This is a genomic window from Williamsia muralis (genome assembly GCF_051487485.1).
GTDB lineage: Bacteria > Actinomycetota > Actinomycetes > Mycobacteriales > Mycobacteriaceae > Williamsia > Williamsia muralis_B.
Genome location: NZ_JAHVCV010000019.1, coordinates 1 through 20,575, shown reverse-complemented (window position 1 = coordinate 20,575; position 20,575 = coordinate 1). Strand labels below are relative to the sequence as shown.

Sequence of the window (20,575 nt, the reverse complement as noted above, 5' to 3'; positions counted from 1 at the left end):
CTGGACCCGACCGGCAGAGGTCAGGCACGATGGATCACACGGTGGAAGCCCGCTCTGAACGCTTTCGCGATCACCTTCGCGGACCGTTGGCCCGGATCAGAAACCTACTAATGGAAAACGGCCGAAACACCGTTAACGGGATAGTCCCCTCTCGCCTTTAACTGACATATTCATTGTTGGCGGTTGACCCGAGGTGACACTGTTTCGGCCGTTTCTGCTCCGCGCGGTATCGCGGCAAACGTAGAGTCTGTGGGTGGAGGCGGAGTGCAGAAACAAGGGGGCAGACTCATGAGCATGGGTATCAGTTGTCGCGCGATCGGTGCCGGGATCGTTGCGGTGGCGGGGGCTACCGGCCTGGTGTTGGGTGCTGGACCCGGCGCTGCCGCGCCCGACACCGGTTCTGCCGGTGCGGGCAGTGCCGACCTGGCGCTCGCTATTTCCTCGGCTTTCGACGCCTGCTACCTGACGATCACCAACAACGGCCCCGACACCGCGCACAACGTTATCGCCGGGCCCAGCAGCCTGGCCGCGCTCGTAGCGGGTGGGCCACCGCAATACCTCGGCACTCTGCCCGCCGGCCAATCGCGCACCGAAACCTTTAACGGGTGCGGCTTTATCCACGGGGTGCCTCTGACGTACTCGGTGCTATCAACCAGCGCCGATCCCGACTCGTCGAATAATGTCATCTCCTACTAGATCCGGTGTTGTGGAGTCCAGTTCGCGCGACGGGGGTAAGGCCGAGATCCTGGCGCTGGTGTGCAACTCGCTCGACCAGGACGATGGAAAGGGCGCGCGAGCCCTACTGAGGAGTCGGTACCCGTTCATGCCGGTGGCCAAGGTGGCCCGCAGGTACACGGATCGGGACTGTATGCGGGTGTTCTTCCGGGACGGGTTCGTTGACCGGTATACCGGGACTCAACTGGTTCATCCGGGGGCGTTGCGGCTGCTGTCGATTGTGCTGCCAGATGAGTTCCCGTTCCACCGAAACTGGGACACGAGCAAGACCCACTTCGCTTTCTATGAACTGTTTCCCACAGTTGACCACCTTGTGCCGGTAGCTCGCGGAGGGCTCGATACCGCCTCGAACTGGGTGACTACTTCGATGCTGCGGAATTCGGCCAAGGCGCAGTGGACGCTCGAGGAGCTGGGGTGGTCATTGGTGCCGCCCGGTGACCTTGCTGCATGGGACGGATTGACCGAATGGTTTGTCTCGTATCTGACTGCTCATCCGGCGTTGCAAAGGGAGAATAAGTACCTACAGCAATGGTTTACAGCGACTGTTTCCGTGCAATCCAACGGGTGAGTAGCCTGTCGGCTGATTGCCGTCGAAGTGCCTGCGTGCCGGGTGGCAGCGACGACGACTACTGTCGGTTCAATGCGTAGTGCGGAGCCTCAGTCATGGCAGCTTGGCCACTATGACAGCGTGCCGAAACACATCCTGGTCGCGGCTGGCGATACCGATCTGGAGACGGTCATCGCCGACGCTGACACCTCAATGATCATCAGCGGTCTCCTCGACCGGGCCCCAACCGAGCAATGGCGAATCGTTCGCGACGACACTCTGACTCACGGACGTGCTACGCGGCGCGAAGTGTGGGCAGCTCCTGCGGGCGATGGCACCTGGTGGGTGCTCACCGCGACGCATGTCGAGGGTGTGCGCCGTATCGGGATCGATCCCGATACGCGCACACCACTGCCCTCACGCAAGGACCGACGCGCAGGTCTCGAACTTGAATGGGCAAGTACAGCAACTACACTCACCGAGTCCGATGTGCTGCGACACGAGTTCGAGTTTGTCCTGCGAAACACCAGCGAGGACGCCTGGCTCAACATCGCGGGCGACATCAGTTCGATCACCATCGTGACTAGTGTCGAGCCACGCTTCTACGTCGAAGTCGGCGACGAACGACAACTCCCGACGCTGCCAGCCGGCGCCTCGGTCCCCATTCTCAGTCGCATCAGCGAGCCCTTGTCAGTGGGAACGTACCAAGCAACGGCAATCCTCACGGCACTCAACCTTGCCACGTCGTCGGCCGCCACACTGACAGTCGTCGCCGGCTGCGTGCAGCGATAACCACGCAGCCGGCCTAGTCCGTGGTTGGCGATGACAGACAAGTTGGGGGAGTGCTCGTGCCAGCGTTGGCAACATATTCGCTCCGACTGGCCGTCGATGGCGCTCAATTCCTTGTCCGCGGAAGCGAACCCGAAGACAACTTCGACGACGTGCTCCTCTCGCGCGCGACGCAGGCACCGCCGAGCCATAGCGACACCGTCTCGATGCTGGTTCTCACTCCGCACCAAAACAACTTCGACACCGCAGTCGACGTCGAGGTGTGGGGCCAACGACCAGAAGACGATCGTGTCCAGTGGCAGCAGGTCAGCGAGGGACCCCTCACTGTGGACAGCAATGAGGTCCTGCACATCGACTCACCCATGTCTAACCCAGCCACGTGCCCGGTCCCGGCGGGACGCTACATCGTGGAAGTGAGCGGCCGGGGCTTCATCACCTACGGATGGCCGGGATCCACAGAGCCCGGAGATGTGTGGAGGCTTCGTCTGTGGCCTGACGATGGAACGCAACTGCGGGCACCGAAACTGTGGAACAAGCCCGATACCCCGGTCACGGATCCTGCGGGCATGGTCTCAGAACCGTTGCTATACGGGACGATAACCGCGCAGACAGGGAAGCCGGGGCTCGTCACAGTGGCAACGGAACCCGAGTTCACACCATTGCAGATCACCACCAACCCGACCGTTGCCGCGATCCACACTTTCGCGGGAAGCAACTACCTGTACGCCGCAGACCCTGAGCTCGTCACCGCAATCGTCGAGCGAGACCCTGAGTCGCAGCGGCATATCGCCGTCTGGGCGGCCGGGCAAGCCTGCACCAACACCAAGCTGATGGACACGCAGTGGATTCGTGACGCACTCGCCGGCGCGGCCCAGAACCAACCCGTCGATCTCGAGGACCACTACGAACGCATCCGCGAGGAACCCGACCCGACACAGCCCCAGTGGCGAGGTCTCGCGTTGTTCAGCTACCCCACCCTCCACCGGGCACTCACCAAACCGTTCGCCTACAGCGACTCCCACCCGCGTCACCATGCAGCGTTCGCTGTCGCCGCCATCGCAGCCACCGGCCAGGCACCAGCGCTTCGCGCCGCAGTAGAAGCCCTCCATCAAGCATGCATGGCATCCGGCGACAAAGACACCGAACTACGCGGGCACCTACGCAAACTCATCCTCTAAGCCGTTCGATCACACACGACCGCCATGCACAAACTCCTTGTAGGTGACCGCGCACGGCAAACAAGAAGGCCCACCAGCGCGCGTTGTCACGTTTACTTGACATAACGATAATTATTGGTAGCGGCACAACAGTTCTACCGAGAGTCCTGGGTGCCAAGTTAACCTCGGTTTGGCTACCTCACGACGGCCCGCAACCGCCGCAATCCCGACGACTCTGTACCGCGACGCTGCGTCAGCACTATCGCACTACGACCAATAGCCCTCCTGGTCAGCCGCGTAACGACCGACGTCCATATCACACCGGTGGATCGTTTCGTCCAGCCCACGAAGGGGACCTGCCGCGACTCAACCCGAAAACCGCGTGGCAGAACACCTTTAGTCGCGCGTGAAGAGGGGCCTGAACCCCTGATACTCGACTGTTCGACGGACCTCAAACAGTAAGTGAGCACGCTCAATGGTCCGCACTGCCGTGCCACTGAGGTTTGAAACCAGGCGGTAGTTCGGAGAGGTCTCGGCTCGGTGCAGCGTCGGGCCGATTTGCTCGCTGTTCGACGTGGGCATCAGTCCGACAGTCGCCCAGCTAAGTCCGTGTGAAAACCCCGACGCCACCCGCCAGGCCAGGAGTAGCGATGCGGGCTCACCCGCAAGATCGTCGATGCCCTTCAGCAGCGGCGTGTAGTCAGGAAATTTGCACTTTCCCCGAGGGGACCCTGAGTCAGCCACCATCTTTTTAATCCCGGCATCGCGATCCGAATCCTCGCTGTCGGCTCCCGACTTCTCGCGAAGCTCCTCCGGAACCATGAACGCTGCCGCCTTCGCGTTGTTCGTATCGTGAATGTGCATGCCAACCAGTCGCTGCAACCTTATTTTCCGGTCGTCTGGCTCCAGTAGCCAAACGACCGCCGCCGCCGACTCGATCACCGCCCGTAGTAGCGCAAATGGAGCGTAGAAGTGCGTACCGCCGCTCACCAGATCGCGAACTCCCGCGAGGTAATCAACGGCCACTTTGAGGCGCCGGGTCGCAAGGGTATCCGCAAACAAATCGGGGATCTGTTCTCGATCACCGGCAAGATCACTCAAGGGTTCGACCGAGTACGGGTCATCCTGCGACTCGATACGTTCAAGCACAGATTCCGCTCGGTTCATTCGCGCCAAAATCTGCCTGCGCCAGTGGTCGTCATCGGGTAGTGGTTCCGGCGTCATCACCACAGGATGCACGAGTTACCCGAGACATGAAGGCGGCGCTGATCCGTCGGTCATAAAGATCTGCACGGTGACACACCGCCCGGAGGCGGGGCCGGTGTGCCACCTGACGAGGATATCGCTTGCGTGCAATATTGCCTTGAGGTAATATAGAGGTGTGTTGATCGACTGGTCGGGCGAACTTGACGCCTATTTGGATCGGCTAGAAGAGGCCGCCAAAACCGACCCCGAGCAGCGGAAACGCCTGGATTTGATCCTGGCGGAATTGAAGGTGCTCGACGAGCTCACCGAGCCGCCGACCGAGGAGACGGCGACATTGAAGCGGGTACGCCAGTCCCGTCGGTTTCCGGTCTGGCGGGTGGCGCACCCGTTCCGCGAGGGCATCGCGGTCAGGTTGATCGTGTGGTTTACCGACGACAACCGGGCGGTGGTTGCGCTGTTTGCCGGCGACAAGGCGCGGATGGGGGACGTGTTCTACGACAGCGTCGGCCCGCGTGCCGACGCTGCGGTACAGGCATGGTTGATGCAGACCAAGGACGAGGAGGTGATCGGTGATGGCTGAACGTTTCGTGCGGGGTAACGACCGGCTTGCCCGAATGCTGGAGGATCCAGCAACGACCGAGCGCGTGACAGCGATTCGGGTCGAGATGGACCAGGCCGACCGAGCCCACGCAATGGGGTTAGCGGCGGTGCGCCAAGCAGCGCACCTGACACAGACCGAACTCGCAAACCGCATGGGTATCAAGCAAGCCGCGGTGTCGGGATTGGAGTCACGAGGCGACGTTCTGCTGTCCACGCTCGCGAACTACCTCACCGCAGCCGGCGCCACCGACATCACGCTGAGCGCGGTCCTCGGTGACCGACGGATCGAGGTTGCGCTCCCTGAGGTTGCAAGCGATCGACCATAGAAAAGACCTGATGTGACATGGCGCGGCTCGGAAAGGGAGAAGTGGCGACCGACACTTCCTGGAATAGCATTAAAATCGAGCTTCGTGAATGTCCGTACTCTCTTCCCGACGACCAGGCCGTCGAGGAGTGTGTCGCTCTACTTCTGGCGCGCGAAGCGGGGTTGCGGCGGGGGATCGCATCAGCCGCAGCCAAGTTGCAGCAGCGGGGGCTCGATCAGCAAGTTGACCGGTTGCAGAAGGATCGTGAAATTCACGAAAGCAACGCGATCGAGTTCGCGGGAGCGTCCTCCCTCAAGGAAACATCAGAGATTCTAATCTCACCGGCAGCGACGGAAGCTCTAGATGCACTTTCCCGTGGAATGCTCGCCACCGCGATAACGCGCGAACCAAAGCAACTCGACATCCTAGGTCTTAACAATGCGCGGGTTCTCGCGCAAAATATCTTACGTGGAATGGAAAGTGGGAGGCCGCTGACCGAAGTTGATATCCGCGACCTGCATCGTCACACCGTTCCAGGTAAATCTTTTGCAGGTCGCTACAAAGATCTTCCAAACGAGATATCGGGATCTGACCACACACCACCCCTGCCCGAAGATATCCCAGTGGCAATGCAACAGCTTGTAGCCTGGGTGAATAGAAGCGAAAGCATCCCCGCCTCACTACTTGCGTCGATTACCCACGCTTGGTTTGCCAACCTTCATCCCTTCGATGATGGCAACGGACGGGTGGCACGCCTCCTGGTCAACCTCATACTTGCGCGTCACCGCCTACCTCCGGTGATCATCGACCATCGCGCTCGCCGCGACGACTACATTGACGCACTGGCTCTTAGCGACGAGGCCGGAGACATCTTTCCACTAACTAAGCTCCTCTACGAATCGCAAAAGAAGTTCGTAAAGGAGATTAACCGGCCAGCGTATCTACGAAAGCTTGTCGACGAGTTCGTATCCGAGAACGATGCGAGTCGTTTCAGGCGATGGACATCAGCGCAAGACAGATTCATGCTCGCCCTGTCTGCGCAGCTGGCCCAACGCAAGATGTCGCTGGTTCTCAATCGCGATGTGGATGCTCTCACCTTCAAAAGGCTCGTGCAGAGGATTTACCACGAGGAGCGTTGGATCGCCACGGTATACGGCACCGACCCAGAAAGAGATCCACAGATAAGGGTCGGAATAACCGTCCCCCCGGCAGACGTGTTCGACGCGTTGGACACCAAGGAACGGTATCCGGGGATGTTTTTCCAAATCCGCATGCCCGACGACCGCCAAGATGCCCTTCGCAACATCTGGTTCGGAAGTGACTTCCGCGGAATCAGGTCTGTCGCTGTTCGCCCCGGGCCGCCTTCCCGGATCTACATTAGCTACGACGGATCCCCGTCGCGGCTTCAGTGGGGCCTCGAAGAGGATGCGGCAGAAACCGTCGCATCAGCGATGGGCGCCGAACTGCTAGCAGTACCTCGCAAACACCGATACAGCCACGCGCGCCGATCACTGTGGTAGCGACGTGGCGCTAGATGAGGCAATGCGTGCGCATCGCACGGGCGGCCGGAATGAATCTGAAACACTCGGGCCACCAGGCGTTTCGGCTCCTTAGCCTGACATAATCTATATCCGGCAGTTGGTGTGGCGGCGAACGAGTGCCCAGCTAATTACGTGTACTCGCCCGGCACATCGCTTGCTGACATCGCGCCGGGTTCCGCAGTCACCATCGCCGGCCACCTGCAAGTCGCCGGCGGAGAGGCACTGACACCCGGGAGGTACTCACTCACCGCACAACTCAATTCACTGGGACTGACCACATTAAGCAACGCTCGACTTCGAATCGTCCCGTGAACTTCTCGACAGGACGCCTATGACTCCGTCGACCACCGACACATACGCGCGCCAGAGGCCCTACCAGCGAATTGTCAAGCTTACTTGACATAAGGTATCTTATCGGCGTGACAGATTGCGCCACAGCGCATTTCGTCACCAGTGACGAGAGGCGACCGGGCTCTATAACGCCGCTGCTGGCTTCCAGATGACCGCTTCGTTGCGGATCGTCGGTTTCCATCCATCGAGTGGGGTTCTGTTTGTGATGCTCGCCCTCACGGCGGCGAGCATGTCGTCGATGGATGACCATTTCGGGCCAGCCTGGTCGGCGTCGTTGCGGTCGTAGGCACGGATGCAGCCGTGATGGTCGCCGGGCCGGATGTCGCAAAAGTAGTAGTAGCTGTCGGCCCCGCTGATCGGGATGTATTCAGGAATGAAGGCGTCTACACGGCTACCTGCCGTCGGGTGGCGTGCAACTATGTTGCCGTATCCACCTGGGCGAAAATCATTGTCGCCATTCGCGATAGCCGCCCAGCGCTCGATCATCATCGCGTGATCGGAAGCGACTCGGTCGACGCCGAAGAGCTCGTGCGCGGGAAGGATCGAGCCGGGAATTGCGTCTACGCAGCCCTCGGCTTCACCGTTGTGAAGCGCGTAGAACTCGTGCAGCTGCGCCGGCCAGGCCACGCCAATCGACAATTCGGCCGATGGCGGAGGCCTGCGGGATCTCCTACGACATCCTGGCGTGGACGTCGGAGTGGTATGTGCGGGAGGAGACGTTGCGGGCGGCGAACCTGGCGCTCGTCGACTACCACCGAAGGTTGCCGCTCACCAGCGCTTTCGGTGCCGGAACCCTGTCCTCGTCGGACGGGCAGCGGTTCCCGACCCGCGGCAAGTCGGTCACCGCCAGAGCGCTGAGCCGCTACTTCGCCAACGAGGGGCTGTCGCCATATACCCACGTCACCGATCAGCACGCCACCTACGGCACCAAGGTGATCGTCGCCACCCGCCGGGAAGCGCACTATGTGCTCGACGAGATCCTCGGCAACGCAACGGATCTGCCGATCACCGAGCACGCGACCGACACCCACGGGGTCACCCTGGTGAACTTCGGGCTGTTCGATCTGCTCGGGCTCCAGCTCTCGCCGCGGATCCGGGACCTGGGCCGGATCACCCTGTACCGGCCGGGCCCGCGGGCCGAGATCGAGGCCGGTTCCCGCACACGGGGCCGCTGCTGACGCGGAAGCTGAACCTCGACCTGATCGCCGAGCACTACGACGACCTGCTGCGGCTGGCCGGATCGCTGAAGTTCGGACACGCCACAGCGTCCCTGCTGGTCGGCAAGCTGTCCGCGTCGGGGCGGCAGAACGCCCTCGCGGCGGCGCTCAAGGAGTACGGGGCGCTGCGGCGCACCATCTATGCCGCCCGGTATCTGTCCGACCCAGACTATCGGCGCAAGATCGCCCGCCAGCTCAACAAGGGCGAATCCCTGCACGCGCTGCGCCGTGACCTGCTCTACGCCCACGAAGGGACCGTGCGGGCGCGGCACCTCGAGGGCCAGACCGAACAGGCGTGGTGCCTGACCTTGGCCACCAACGCCGTCATCGCGTGGACCACAGAGTATTACGGACTCGCGGTCGAGCAGATGCGCCGCGGCGGGCGGCGCATCGACGACGAGGTGCTGGCCCACCTTTCCCCGGCGCACAGCGAGAACATCAACTTCTTCGGCGCCATCGAGGTCGACATCGACGCCGAACTGGCCCAGCTCGGCCCCACCGGGTACCGGCCGCTGCGGGTCCGCGACACCTTGTTCTGACCGCCGGCTACCACCGTCGGGGAGGGTGCTGGGGGCATAGCCGGGCACATCTGTGGCCTGGTTGTGTCAGCAGCAGCGTGGTGGTTCGGTGGCGATGAGGACGCGGTCGCTGATCGGGCGCAGTTGGGCGTAGGCGTCGGCGACGGGCAGCACGAGCCCGGAGGGGTGCCGGCCCTGCCAGTCGGCGGCCGCCACGGCGGTGGCGAAGTAGTGGCCGGGGTTGCAGGTGGTGGCGCGGACCCGGGTCGGGTCGAGTTCGTCGGGGCCGGGTACGGAGATGACCGTGGTGGCCGGGTCGAGGCCGCGGACCCCGGAGGCCGGGTCGACGGTCAGCGCGATGGTGGTTCCGGTTGCGGCGCAGTTGGATTCGACGGTGGCGGGGCGGCCGATGATGGCGGGGAACAGCAGGGTGTCGGCGGCGCACCAGGTGTAGAGCTGGTGGCCGTCGACGGCGAACCGGTGCGGGGTCGGATTGAGGGTCAGGCCCCAGCCGAGGATGCGGTGCTGGTCGTCGTATTCGATGTCCGCGGCGGCGGGCGCGTTCTCGACGTCGGCGACGTCGGCGCCGACGGCGGCAGCGAGCTGTTCGATGGTGATCGGTTCACCGGCCGCGAGCAGCCGCATCGCGATGCCCATCAGGTTCGTTCCCGCGTTGGCGGTGGAGTCGAACAGCGTGTCGACGATGGTGGTGGCGAACGGGTTGGTCGTCATCGGCGGTGTCCTCTCGGAGCATGTTGTCGCGGGTGTGGGATCGAGTGTCGGGCTTGCCACCGCATGGAAGGTCAAGCGCCGCAGCCGCATGTCCTCGGATCCGGCTCCACGGCGAGGCGGCGGCCCGGTCGTGGCGGGTCGCCCCGGGTCAACGCGTCGTGGTGGCGGTGTTCGAACTCGTCGATGCGGTGGCGCTGCCCGTCGAGGTCGCGGATGCGGGCCTCGATCCGGGTCCGGGAGCGGGCCAGCAGTTCGGCCAGCTGCGGTCCGACCGGCCAGGCGGCGTCGTCGCAGGTGGCGGCGAGCTGACGGATTTCGGCCTCGCTCAGGCCCAGGGCGCGCAGGGTGGTGATGACCCCGACGCACCACAGCGCGTGTTCGTCGAAGAGCCGGTATCCGGCCCGGCTGCGGCCGAGGCCGTAGATCAGGCCCAGGTCGTGGTGGCGGCGCAGTACCTTCGCCGGCACCCCGGTGCGGCGGGCCAGGTCTCCGATGGTCATCACCGGCGTGTTCATGACGGCTCCGGTCCGGTCCTCAGCCCGCGCAGCAGGACAGCTTGGTGACGTCGGCCGTGAAGGTTTGGGCGGTGAGTTTCAGCGTCTCCGCCATGGTCAGATACGGCGCCCAGGTGCGGGCGAGCTGGTCGAGGGTCATGCCCGCGGTGATCGCGTACCCGGCGGCGGTGATCAGATCCCCCGCGCCCTCGGCGACGGCGTGCACGCCCAGCACCCGCCCGGTCCCGGCCTCGGCGACGAGTTTGACCACACCACGGGTGTCCCGGTTGACCAGGGCCCGCGGCACGCTCGCACCGGTGAGCAGCCGCGACTCGGTCCGTATTCCGGCTGCGGTGGCTTGGGCGTCGGTGTGGCCGACCGCGGCGATGGCCGGGCTGGTGAATGTCACCCGCGGTAGCGCCGTGTAGTCCAGGGTGCGGCCGGCGTGCCCGAGGGCGTTGTCGGCGGCGAGTGTGCCCTGGGCCGCCGCGACGTACACGAATTGGGGGCCGCCGGCCACGTCGCCCGCAGCCCAGATCCGCGGGTTGCTGCTGCGCTGATGGGCGTCGACGACGACGGCGCCGCGGTCGTCGGTGCGTACCCCGACCGCCACCAGATTCAGCCCGGGGGTGTTGGGGCGGCGGCCGGTGGCGATGAGCAGCTGGGCGGACCGCAGTTCGGTGGTGGCCCCGTCGGCGGTGCGGACGGTGACGAGTTTCTCGCCGCCCTCGGCCAGTGCCTTGTCGAGGGTGGCGCCGGTAAGCACGGTGATGGCTTCGTCGGCGAACACCTGCTCGATGGCCCGGGAGATCTCGGGTTCCTCGAACGGCGCCAGCCGCTCGAGGGCCTCGATCACCGTGACCCGGGTGCCGAGCCGGGCGAACAACTGTGCCTGTTCAAGACCGATGGCATTGCCGCCCACCACGATCAGCGACCCCGGTAGGACGTCGAGCTCCATCGCGGTGGTCGAGGTCAGATACCCTACGTCCGCGAGCCCGTCGGTCGGCGGCGCCCACGGCGCGGCGCCGGTCGCGATCAGGTACTGGTCGGCGTCGATCACCCGCGAGCCACCGGCGCCCTGCTCGACCCGCAGCACCGGTGCGTCGGTGGTACCGGCGAAGACGGCGGTTCCCGAGACGATCTCCCAGCCGTAGTCGGCGGCCAGGTCGAGGTACTTCGCGCCGCGAAGATGGTCGACCAGCGCGTTCTTGCCCGCGATCAGCTCGGCGAAATCCACCGGTGTCCCGGCCCCGGCCAGCCCCGGGAACCGGCCGGCGCTCGCGGCGGTGTGCCGGGCCTCCGCGGCGGCCAGCAGCGCCTTCGACGGCACGCAGCCCACGTTCACGCAGGTTCCGCCGATCGTGCCACGCTCGACCATCACCACCCGTTTGCCGAGGTTGACCGCGGCGATGGCGGCGGCGAACGCCGCCGAACCGGAACCGATGATCGCCAGATCGGCGCGCGGGGATGTCGTGGTCATGGCGGGTTCTCCTTGCTGGGGGACTCCGGTCACGGAGCAGGTTGCTATTCGTGTTGACGAATATCTCCGGGCATCATACTATGCGCTTATCCGAATAGTTCAACTCTCTTTGTGGAGGCCATCCCCCGTGCCCCGGTCCACGACCGCCGCCGTCACCGCGCCCGGCGGCGAGACGGCCTGCACGCATCTGGATGCGACGGCGAAGTTCTTTCGCGCGTTGTCGGATCCGACGCGGTTGAAGCTGCTGGAGTTCATCCTGGCCGCCGAACGCACCTCCGCGGAGTGTGTCGAGCACGCCGGCATCTCCCAGCCGCGGGTGTCGGTGCACCTGTCCTGCCTGGCCGACTGCGGTTATGTGACCGCGCGCCGCGACGGCAAGAAGCTGCGCTACTCCGTCGGCGACCCACGCGTGGCGGACCTGGTGATGCTGGCCCGCTCCCTCGCCGCCGACAACGCCGCCGCGCTGACCTGCTGCACCCGCATCGACACCCCTCAAGGGAACGGAGGCCGGTAATCATGAACGCACGCAACGACTCCACGGGGATCGGCGGCCCGCTCGCGGTGGCGGGTGCCGCCATCAGCGGCGATGAAGCGGCCTTCTGTCGCCAGGTGAACTGCACGTAGAGCACCACTGCGGCCCCGGCGGCCGCGAGTGTTTCACGGCTGTCCAACCAGTTTCGCCGGCAACGGTCAGAGAGTAGATGGCCGAGCCCGTGGCTGCTGTGACCAGCAGTGCGCAAGAACGTCTAATGACGGCTGGGGCGTCCGTGCCGGGGGCAACGGTGGCAGCACACGCAGCAGGCCGAACAGCACAATCAGGCCGACCGGGATGTTGATGAAGAACACCCATGGCCAGCCTGGTCCGGCGGTGATCAGTCCGCCGAGCAGAACCCCTACCGCCGCGCCCCCGCCGCCCAAGGCCGACCAGATACCCAGGGCGCGATTGCGTTCATCCCCGACGAACAACCGAATGACCACCGACAAGGCCGCTGGTGAGAGCATCGCCGCTCCGACGCCCTGCGCGACTCCGCCGCCGAGCAACCACCCGGCGTTCTCGGCGAGCCCGGCTGTCAGGGATCCGCGGTGAAGGCGACCAGGCCTGCGAAGACAAGCGGCTTGGCCCCGTTCAGGTCTGCACTTCGTCCACCGAGCAGCATCAAACCGCCGAACGTCAGGGTGTATGCGGCAACCACCCACGTCAGCGCCTCGCGCGACAGGTTCAGATCCGTACCCACCTGAGGTAGCGCGATCGCCACGACGGTGACGTCGAGGATCAGCATGAATTGGGCCGTGCCCAACAAGACAAGTGCAATCCAGCGCTTCGGGTGCAGCCCCTCGCCGGCTTCCGAAGTGTTCGTCGCGGTAGTCATCGCGGTCTCCTAAGTCATACACAAGCGTACGAGTTAGTCGCTGGTACGATAACTCATACAGTCATGTACGGGAAGTGGGGCATCAGTGTCGACCGCCTCTCCGCGGGTCAACTTCAAAAGGGCTGACGCCGTGCGGAACGTCGAGCGCATCCTTGACGCCGCGATTGCCTGCCTGACCCAGCGCCCCACCGCGACGATGGCTGACATCGCCAAGGAGGCGGGACTCGGACGGGTGACCGTCTACGGTCACTTTGCCTCTCGTCCGGTGCTCATCGACGCTGTCGTCGCTCGTGTGATCGAGCGCGGCGAGCGGACGTTGGCCGCGGTCGACATCGAGGGAGACCCGCGGGAAGCGCTGGCCCGTGTAATCGAGAGCAGCTGGCAGTTGGTGGACCAGGCGCGCTCGGTCATCGACGCCACTGCAGAGGAGCTCTCGCCAGAGCGCATCCGCCAACTCCACGACAGCCCGGCAGCCAGAGTTGGATCACTGATTGAACGTGGTCGTCGTGAAGGGTTGTTCCGGACCGATATGCCGACCTCATGGCAACTCGCCGTGCTCCACCAAGTCCTTCATGGCGCAGCGGCGGAGATTGCCTTCGGTCGCCTCGAGGCCGTCGACGCACCGCGAGTCATCATCACGACCGTCTTCACGCTGCTCGACGCCCACTGACCCGCCAGATCAGCAGTGCGCTCTGCGCGCAGGGCGTCAACGAGGGGCAACAGCAGACGTTGGTGCATCTGCACAAAAGCGTGGCAAGCTCGAATGTGCACCGTGCCCGGAAGCTACGGGGCGACCTGGGCTGAGCCGTCGCCCCCACATCACGATGGGCCGTGTGCCGTAGTGCCAATCATGTCGTTCCCGCCGTCGTGGTGAGTGTTGTTGGCGTTCTGTCCGATTGGTCCGATGGCGTTGCCTACGCCGAAGGACAGTGCAAGTACCGCAACCGTGGCTACAGCGAACCCGCCAAGTATGAATGGGGTTTTCATAGGATTTGAGGCTCCTACTCATCTACGTTTCGCGGGCAAAACCTCTTCGGCGACCGACGAGGCGCAGAATGCGCACGTCGTCCCGGAATGGTGTAAGTGGTGGTGATCACGGTGACGTCCTTTCTATTGGTGATTGCGAAAAAGTGTGCGCAAGTCAGGATTTGACGAGCCGGGCGATCGCATCGGAGGCTTCCCTGAGCTCGTCCTCGGCGGCCGGACCGTCAACAGTCGCCGCCCGAACGACACAGCGAGTCAGGTGCTCATCCAGCAAACCGAGTGATACCGACTGCAAGGCCTTGGTCAGTGCGGCGATTTGCGTGAGGACATCAATGCAGTACTGCTCCTCCTCCACCATTCGCTGAACTCCTCTGGCTTGGCCCTCGATGCGGCGCAAGCGCTTGAGGTAGTCGTCTTTGCTGTGCAGATACCCGCGCTCGGTGTTGTGGTCATGGTCTTGGCAGTTCATACCCGTTGTCCCTCTGTCATCTTCAGCCCTCAGCGGCCCGGCTTGACCGGCTATCGCTACGTACCCCCATGGGGTACCTGCTGTACAGTACACCATACCCCTATAGGGTATTAATCCTGAGCGGGTCCGCATTCCAGCGCTGCCAAAGAAAGCCCGCTCAGGTCACGGTTCAATACCCCCTACGAGTACGGAGTACAGATGTCATCGCCAACCGCACCATCTGCGGGCACCGCCCGCTGGTGGGCCCTCGCACTGATTGCCACCGCGCAGTTCATGGTCATAATGGACACCTCCATCATTGGAGTCGCGTTGCCTGAGATGCAGGCCGATCTCGGCTTTACCCAGCACAATCTGTCGTGGGTCTTCAACGCCTATGTCGTCGCTTTCGGCGGGTTGCTACTGCTCGGCGGGCGACTGTCCGACTTGTTCGGCGCTCGACGTATGTTCGCCACGGGGTGGGTCATCCTGTTGGTGGGCTCCTTCGTCGCCGGCATTGCCGGTAACGTCGGCGTCGAGCTCGCCGGCCGCGTCGTCCAGGGCATGGGCGCAGCGCTTATCGCACCATCAGCACTGACCTTGCTGATGATGCTGTTCGGGTCCAACCCCAAAGAACTCACCAAAGCGCTGGCACTCTATGGCGCGGCCGCTCCCGCCGGCGGCACTGCTGGTGTATTTCTCGGTGGCGTACTCACCGAATACGCCTCATGGCCCTGGGTTTTCTACATCAACATCCCCATTGCGGTCGTCGCACTGCTGGCCGCTCGGGCCCTGATGCCCAGCGGCGCCATGGGCGGGGGCGGATCGATCGATCTGTTCGGTGCGCTCACAGTGACCCTCGGTCTGGCGGCTGCGGTCTATGGCATCGTTCGCGCCCCTGAATCCGGCTGGAACTCAAGCGAAACATGGGTGGCCCTCGGTATCGCCGCTCTGCTCCTGATCGCCTTCTTCGTCTCCCAAGCCAAAACGCGTGACCCACTAATGCGGCTATCGATCTTCCGAACCCCCAACCTGGGGGCGGCCAACCTCGCCCAGTTACTACTAGGCGCCGCGTGGATCCCGATGTGGTTCTTCCTCAACCTCTACCTGCAGCAAGTGCTCGGCTACAACGCCTTCCCATCCGGAGCAGCACTGCTGCCCATGACCGGCCTCATCATGCTGGGCATGATCGTTCTTGCACCAAAAGTCATCGGCACTATGGGACCCAAAGTGCCGATCGTGGTCGGGCTGCTGATCCTGGCCCTGGGTTTGGGCTGGCTCTCCTTCGCCCGTCCCGACGGCAGTTACTGGATTGACGTCCTGCCCGCATCCCTGGTCGCGGCGCTCGGCATGTCCCTTGCCTTCATCCCCTCCCTGAGCACGGCCATCTCCGCAGCACGACCCGAAGAAGGCGGCCTGGCATCCGGCATCGTCAACACCAGCTACCAGGTCGGTTCCGCACTGGGACTCGCCGCAATGACCGCAGTCGCCGCCGCGTACGGAGCTGACCAACTCGGCAACAAGGCAGCACTCACCGACAGCTTCTCCGCAGCATTCCTCGGCGCAGCCGCTATCGCACTAGCTGGTGCAGCCCTAGCACTCGTCACCATCCGCACACCGAAACCCAACGCCGGCGCAGCCCCCGCCGACGCCACCACAAGCGCAACCTGACCGCGGCCCGGGCCTGGCAGGGCGTACTACCCAAACGCTCTGCCAGACCCCCGGGAACACACACGCCCTGAGTCCCCGAGAAAGGCCTTCCATGCCGTTCATCACAGCCATCGGCCGCAGTGCGATCACTCGCCGTATTGTCAAGTGCCTCATCGGCTGCGCACTCACCGAAATCACCACCCCAACCACAACACCAGCACACTGCACACCCCCCAGGAACTAAGGGACAGCAGAATCGACGAGCGACCGGCAATAGATTGCCATCGAGCTACAGGCAACAGAGCGCGTGACAACCAGTCAACCTGGTGGGCCCACTTTCAATCACTGTCAATTACTGCGGCGAGGCCGCCGCTCTGGTCGGGCACAGCTATCCGACGCGTCATAAGGATGCGCCCCTAAGTGTGTTCGGGATCACCGCAGTGCACTTGACCCGGGCTGACCTGGTGGAGTGAGTCAGAACTTGCCCAAACCTGAGGTTGGCGAGCGGACGTCGAAAATTTCGCTGCTACAGTCGGGGAATTGTGACGGCTCATGCGATACGCCTCCCGCGTAAGCAAACCATTGTTGTCGTCGCGTCCGTTCTGTATCTGCTTGCGCACGCCATCACTCAGTGCGGGTTCCTGCCCGCCAACGGTCACCCGGACAGTGACGTCCATGTCGTGACCTCGTCAACGTTCTTCGCTGGCGAACAGACGCCGGGTCACGCACACATCGATGACGGGTCCCCTCACATGGATCACGAGACGCACACCGTCATCGCCATGCCTCGGTCGGACAATCCACTCCGTCCCCCTACTGTCGCCGCTCTCGTTGCGATAGCGCTTTCCATCGGCGCGATGCTGCTGTGGGCCCGGCTCGCTTCCCGGTCCCCACCAGATCTTCCTATCCCAATCCGGCTCGGCCGGACCACCCTAAACGATCTCTGTATCAACAGGTGCTGATCGGCAGCCAGACCATTTGAGGTGTTCGCCCTCATGGCCTGCTCAATGCTGCCCGCCACTCACCTACTGCGTTGTCGCAGTTACATATACAGAGGTTCCTTCACCCATGAACAATGCTGTTCCCACCATCTCCATTCGCTCGTCTGACGCCTTCTCGCCAGCTCCCGCTAGCCAATGCGCACAACCAAGCCCCATGGTCGGCAATACGCCGGTTCTGTGGATCGGTGAGCCATTCGCCGACAACGGACGAGGCTTTTGGGCGAAGCTCGAAGGAGCCAATCCTGGGGGAATGAAAGACCGACCAGCGCTACACATGGTTCAACAAGCCAAAGCCCGCGGCGATCTCGCACCCGGCGCGAGAATCATTGAATCCACTAGCGGCACACTCGGTTTAGGTCTGGCCTTGGCAGGGACCACCCATGACCACCCAGTCACCCTTGTCACCGATCCGGGGCTCGAGCCCATTGTCCATCGAATGCTGACCGCATACGGCGTACACGTCGAACTGGTGACCACACCGCACCCCACTGGGGGATGGCAGCAGGCTCGACGCGACAAGGTCCGCGAGCTTCTCGCCGCCCACCCAGGCTCGTGGTGCCCCGATCAGTACACCAACCCTGACAACGTCGATGCTTACGAATCACTCGCACACGAACTGATTGCGCAGCTCGGACGAGTTGACACACTAGTGTGCTCGGTGGGAACCGGCGGCCACTCCGCAGGCGTTGCCCGTGTTCTTCGCCAGTACCGTTCCGACCTCAAACTGGTCGGCGTAGATACTGTGGGATCGACCATCTTCGGGCAACCCGCCCACAGCCGACTCATGCGCGGGCTGGGCTCCAGCATTTACCCCGACAACGTCGACTATTCAGCCTTCGACGAGGTGCACTGGGTAGCCCCGCATGAGGCGGTGTGGTCCTGCCGCACACTGGCTTCTACCCACCATGCCAGCGGCGGGTGGAGCGTCGGAGCGGTAGCTCTAGCTGCCGGCTGGATTGCACGCACCAGTCCCCCAGCAACACGGATCGCTGCCGTATTCCCCGATGGACCGCAGCGCTACTTCGACACCATCTACAACGACGAATATTGCAGCCGCCACGGCCTGTTAGATGCACACCCACCCACCGAGCCGGCGACCATCGGGCACCCCTCAGATGAGGTTGTGAAGAGGTGGACCCGATGCGCGACCGTGGTCGATCCTACGAAAGCCGTGTCATGAGAACACTTTTGACTCAGTTCCGCAGTTTTGATCGACCCAGTCAGGTGCTGATGGTGAATCAGTTCACCATCAACGTGGGCTTCTACATGCTGATGCCCTACCTGGCCGGATACTTGGCCGGCCCGTTAGGGCTGGCCGCCTGGGCCGTCGGACTGGTTCTCGGCCTTCGGAACTTTTCTCAACAGGGAATGTTCCTCCTGGGCGGGACGCTTGCCGACCGCCTCGGGTTCAAACCCCTCATTGTTGCTGGGTGTTTACTCAGGGTTGCGGGCTTTGTGTTGCTCGCCGCAGTGGAATCGCTGCCGGCGATCCTGGTCGCGTCGGTTGCTACCGGGTTTGCCGGCGCTCTGTTCAATCCAGCTGTGCGGGCATACCTCGCCGCAGATTCCGGCCCGCGACGGGTTCAGGCCTTCGCCGTCTTCAATGTGTTCTATCAGGCTGGAATATTGTTGGGACCGTTGATCGGTCTGGCCTTAATGACTTTTGACTTCCAGATCACCGCGCTGGCAGCGGCAACCGTTTTCGCCGTGTTGACCATTGTGCAGATCTGGGCGTTGCCGTCACACCGCCCCGAGGAGTCCGGGGCCAAGACTCGGGTGCTCGAGGACTGGCGGGTGGTGCTCTCCAACCGCCCCTTCGTGCTGTTTGCGTTGGCCATGGTCGGGTCATACGTTCTCTCGTTCCAGATTTATCTGGCGCTGCCGCTCCAGGCGGCGGTGATAGCTGGACATGGAAACTCAGATACCGCCCTGGTGACCTCGCTGTTCGTGGTGTCCGGAGTGGTGGCCATCGCTGGACAATTGCAGATCACGTCGTGGTTTTCCCGTAGATGGGGATCAGGCCGCAGCCTGGTCGTCGGCATGACGATCATGGCCCTCGCGTTCATTCCGCTCACGGTGGTGTCCAGCCCGGCCATCTGGGGCGGGGGGACCGCCGCGGGAGCATTGATCGTGACCACAGCCTTGCTGGCGGTCGGCACAGCAGCGGTATTTCCATTCGAAATGGACACTGTCGTAGCCCTTTCGGGCAACAAACTCGTCGCTACTCACTACGGCTTCTACAACACCGTAGTGGGGTTCGGCATTCTGCTCGGCAACTTGGGTACCGGCGCAGTGTTCGGCATCCTCAGTGACGCACGTCTGGGGTCACTGATTTGGGTGGCCTTAACCGTAGTAGGAACGATCTGTGTAGCCGCTTTGTACAAGCTCGAACGGTCCGGACGGTTGTCCCCCTCCCCTGCCCAACCCCCACCCGTCAAGGCCGGCGGCAGACACCGGCAACGAGCATAGGCCGGCCGCAGCTCAGTGGTGGGGCCAAGCATTGGCTGTTCAACTCGCACACGACCGTCAGCAGGTGCACCGATCCCTGGACAGCTTGTGGAAGAACCCAGGTCATGACGTAGATCAGTCGGTGGATGCTCCTGGGCGCCTCCTTGAGGCTCCGGGACGCTTGGCACCTCCGCCGATGGCCAGGCCCTTGACCTGCGCGGCCGGCGGCTTCTCGCCGGCCTGGCCCGTGGTGGCCGGCTCTTCGGTGACCGATGTCGCCTCGGACTCGGTCTCGGCGGTCGCCTCCGCGGCTTCGGGGGCCTCGGCTGCCGGCTTCGCCGAACCCGGCTTCTTGGCTGCGCCGCCGGGCTTGGGTGCGCCCGGACGCTTGGCCCCGCCGCCGATCGACAGCCCCTTGACGGGTGCGGCCTTGGTCTCGGTGGTCTCAGCCGACTCGGTGCCTGCGGTCGCCTCCGCGGCCTCGGGCGCCTCGGCTGCCGGTTTCGCCGAACCTGGCTTCTTCGCTGCGCCACCGGGTTTCGGTGCTCCCGGACGCTTGGCGCCACCGCCGATCGACAGGCCCTTGGCGCTTTCGGCTGCGGGCGCGGTCGCCTTCTCATCGGACGTCGGCTTGGCTGCGCCGCCCGGCTTGGGTGCGCCGCCGCCCGGCTTCTTGGCCGCGCCACCGGGCTTGGGTGCGCCGCCGCCCGGCTTCTTCGCGCCGCCGCCGATGCCCAGTCCGCCGCCGACCTTCGGCTTTTCCTTGGTGTCGGTGGCTGTCGCCGCTGCCGCCTTCGCGGGCTCGGCTGCCGGTTCCTTCTTCTCGACCGGCTTGGCCTCGGGTTCGGCCACCGGTGCGGACAACCCCAGCGACGCTGCGCCGAGGAAACGGCCGCCGCGCTTGATCTCCGGGGCACCGCGCCTGACGGAGTCGAGGATCAGCTGAGCGACGTCGAGCACCTCGACCTTGTTCTCGAGCTCGGTGCCCGAGGTCTTCGCGGTCAC

The 20,575-nt window shown here is 63.8% G+C and carries 20 protein-coding genes and 2 pseudogenes; 13 read left to right on the top strand and 9 right to left on the bottom strand.

Annotation, left to right across the window (positions count from 1 at the left end; translation table 11 throughout):
* Positions 1–288: 288 nt before the first annotated feature.
* The 4 genes from KXR83_RS26535 (at position 289) to KXR83_RS26520 (ending at position 3,249) form a co-directional block, all read left to right on the top strand.
* Positions 289–696, top strand: coding sequence for a hypothetical protein (locus KXR83_RS26535; RefSeq protein WP_116916773.1), 408 nt, complete (start codon positions 289–291; stop codon positions 694–696).
* A 127-nt stretch (positions 697–823) separates the two neighbouring features.
* Positions 824–1,303, top strand: a complete 480-nt coding sequence (locus tag KXR83_RS26530; protein ID WP_369792660.1) for an HNH endonuclease — start codon at positions 824–826, stop codon at positions 1,301–1,303.
* A 120-nt stretch (positions 1,304–1,423) separates the two neighbouring features.
* A complete protein-coding gene (locus tag KXR83_RS26525; RefSeq protein WP_023961777.1) occupies positions 1,424–2,074 on the top strand; it encodes a hypothetical protein in 651 nt (216 codons plus the stop codon).
* Positions 2,075–2,130: 56 nt separating this feature from the next.
* The gene (locus KXR83_RS26520) at positions 2,131–3,249 is read left to right on the top strand and encodes a hypothetical protein (protein WP_133248777.1); all 1,119 of its coding nucleotides are present in this window, start codon (positions 2,131–2,133) and stop codon (positions 3,247–3,249) included.
* Between the two features lie 375 nt (positions 3,250–3,624).
* On the opposite strand, the gene KXR83_RS26515 is transcribed toward KXR83_RS26520, so the two are convergent.
* Positions 3,625–4,452 (bottom strand): hypothetical protein, encoded by an 828-nt coding sequence (locus tag KXR83_RS26515; protein WP_031333196.1) that lies wholly within the window; start codon positions 4,450–4,452, stop codon positions 3,625–3,627.
* Between the two features lie 157 nt (positions 4,453–4,609).
* Here KXR83_RS26515 and KXR83_RS26510 point away from each other — a divergent pair, with 157 nt between their 5' ends.
* The 3 genes from KXR83_RS26510 to KXR83_RS26500 are packed head-to-tail and all read left to right on the top strand — an operon-like array spanning position 4,610 to position 6,859.
* Complete coding sequence (locus KXR83_RS26510) at positions 4,610–5,014, top strand: hypothetical protein (protein WP_023961772.1); 405 nt, start codon at positions 4,610–4,612, stop codon at positions 5,012–5,014.
* Positions 5,007–5,360: a helix-turn-helix domain-containing protein gene (locus tag KXR83_RS26505; RefSeq protein WP_023961770.1), complete on the top strand. Its 354-nt coding sequence runs from the start codon at positions 5,007–5,009 to the stop codon at positions 5,358–5,360. Before KXR83_RS26510 ends, KXR83_RS26505 begins: the two co-directional genes overlap by 8 nt.
* A 41-nt stretch (positions 5,361–5,401) precedes the next feature.
* Positions 5,402–6,859 (top strand): Fic family protein, encoded by a 1,458-nt coding sequence (locus tag KXR83_RS26500; RefSeq protein ID WP_161634041.1) that lies wholly within the window; start codon positions 5,402–5,404, stop codon positions 6,857–6,859.
* 495 nt (positions 6,860–7,354) lie between these two features.
* On the opposite strand, the gene KXR83_RS26495 is transcribed toward KXR83_RS26500, so the two are convergent.
* Complete coding sequence (locus tag KXR83_RS26495; RefSeq protein WP_116918048.1) at positions 7,355–7,870, bottom strand: SMI1/KNR4 family protein; 516 nt, start codon at positions 7,868–7,870, stop codon at positions 7,355–7,357.
* 8 nt (positions 7,871–7,878) lie between these two features.
* Here KXR83_RS26495 and KXR83_RS26490 point away from each other — a divergent pair.
* Positions 7,879–8,987: pseudogene (locus KXR83_RS26490) on the top strand (transposase); the annotation flags it as partial.
* A 66-nt stretch (positions 8,988–9,053) separates the two neighbouring features.
* On the opposite strand, the gene merB reads toward KXR83_RS26490, so the two are convergent.
* From merB to merA, 3 genes are all read right to left on the bottom strand, one after another.
* On the bottom strand, positions 9,054–9,698 hold the full coding sequence (gene merB / locus KXR83_RS26485) for an organomercurial lyase MerB (protein WP_023961760.1): 645 nt from the start codon (positions 9,696–9,698) through the stop codon (positions 9,054–9,056).
* A gap of 71 nt (positions 9,699–9,769) precedes the next feature.
* Positions 9,770–10,213 carry a MerR family transcriptional regulator gene (locus KXR83_RS26480; protein ID WP_437427201.1) on the bottom strand — a complete coding sequence of 148 codons (444 nt, stop codon included), beginning with the start codon at positions 10,211–10,213 and terminating at the stop codon, positions 9,770–9,772.
* A 19-nt stretch (positions 10,214–10,232) separates the two neighbouring features.
* Positions 10,233–11,672, bottom strand: coding sequence for a mercury(II) reductase (gene merA, locus KXR83_RS26475; RefSeq protein ID WP_116918047.1), 1,440 nt, complete (start codon positions 11,670–11,672; stop codon positions 10,233–10,235).
* Positions 11,673–11,799: 127 nt separating this feature from the next.
* Between merA and KXR83_RS26470 the strand changes: the two genes are divergently transcribed.
* Complete coding sequence (locus KXR83_RS26470) at positions 11,800–12,186, top strand: ArsR/SmtB family transcription factor (RefSeq protein WP_116918073.1); 387 nt, start codon at positions 11,800–11,802, stop codon at positions 12,184–12,186.
* Positions 12,187–12,362: 176 nt separating this feature from the next.
* On the opposite strand, the gene KXR83_RS26465 is transcribed toward KXR83_RS26470, so the two are convergent.
* Positions 12,363–12,746 (bottom strand): MFS transporter, encoded by a 384-nt coding sequence (locus tag KXR83_RS26465; RefSeq protein ID WP_279340973.1) that lies wholly within the window; start codon positions 12,744–12,746, stop codon positions 12,363–12,365.
* The gene (locus tag KXR83_RS26460) at positions 12,743–13,042 is read right to left on the bottom strand and encodes an MFS transporter (protein ID WP_023961969.1); all 300 of its coding nucleotides are present in this window, start codon (positions 13,040–13,042) and stop codon (positions 12,743–12,745) included. Before KXR83_RS26460 ends, KXR83_RS26465 begins: the two co-directional genes overlap by 4 nt.
* A gap of 85 nt (positions 13,043–13,127) precedes the next feature.
* Here KXR83_RS26460 and KXR83_RS26455 point away from each other — a divergent pair, with 85 nt between their 5' ends.
* A complete protein-coding gene (locus tag KXR83_RS26455) occupies positions 13,128–13,712 on the top strand; it encodes a TetR/AcrR family transcriptional regulator (protein ID WP_023961970.1) in 585 nt (194 codons plus the stop codon).
* Between the two features lie 471 nt (positions 13,713–14,183).
* Here the strand turns inward: KXR83_RS26455 and KXR83_RS26450 are convergent, their stop codons facing one another.
* Complete coding sequence (locus KXR83_RS26450) at positions 14,184–14,495, bottom strand: metal-sensitive transcriptional regulator (RefSeq protein ID WP_023961971.1); 312 nt, start codon at positions 14,493–14,495, stop codon at positions 14,184–14,186.
* A gap of 198 nt (positions 14,496–14,693) precedes the next feature.
* Here KXR83_RS26450 and KXR83_RS26445 point away from each other — a divergent pair, with 198 nt between their 5' ends.
* The 3 genes from KXR83_RS26445 (at position 14,694) to KXR83_RS26435 (ending at position 19,591) form a co-directional block, all read left to right on the top strand.
* A complete protein-coding gene (locus KXR83_RS26445; protein WP_437427200.1) occupies positions 14,694–16,142 on the top strand; it encodes an MFS transporter in 1,449 nt (482 codons plus the stop codon).
* Positions 16,143–17,189: 1,047 nt separating this feature from the next.
* On the top strand, positions 17,190–18,302 hold the full coding sequence (locus tag KXR83_RS26440; protein WP_023955285.1) for a PLP-dependent cysteine synthase family protein: 1,113 nt from the start codon (positions 17,190–17,192) through the stop codon (positions 18,300–18,302).
* Positions 18,299–19,591, top strand: a complete 1,293-nt coding sequence (locus tag KXR83_RS26435; protein ID WP_023955283.1) for an MDR family MFS transporter — start codon at positions 18,299–18,301, stop codon at positions 19,589–19,591. The genes KXR83_RS26440 and KXR83_RS26435 overlap by 4 nt, the downstream gene beginning before the upstream one ends.
* Before the next feature lie 114 nt (positions 19,592–19,705).
* Here KXR83_RS26435 and KXR83_RS26430 read toward each other — a convergent pair.
* Positions 19,706–20,575 (bottom strand): annotated as a pseudogene (locus KXR83_RS26430) (Fe-S oxidoreductase); the annotation flags it as partial.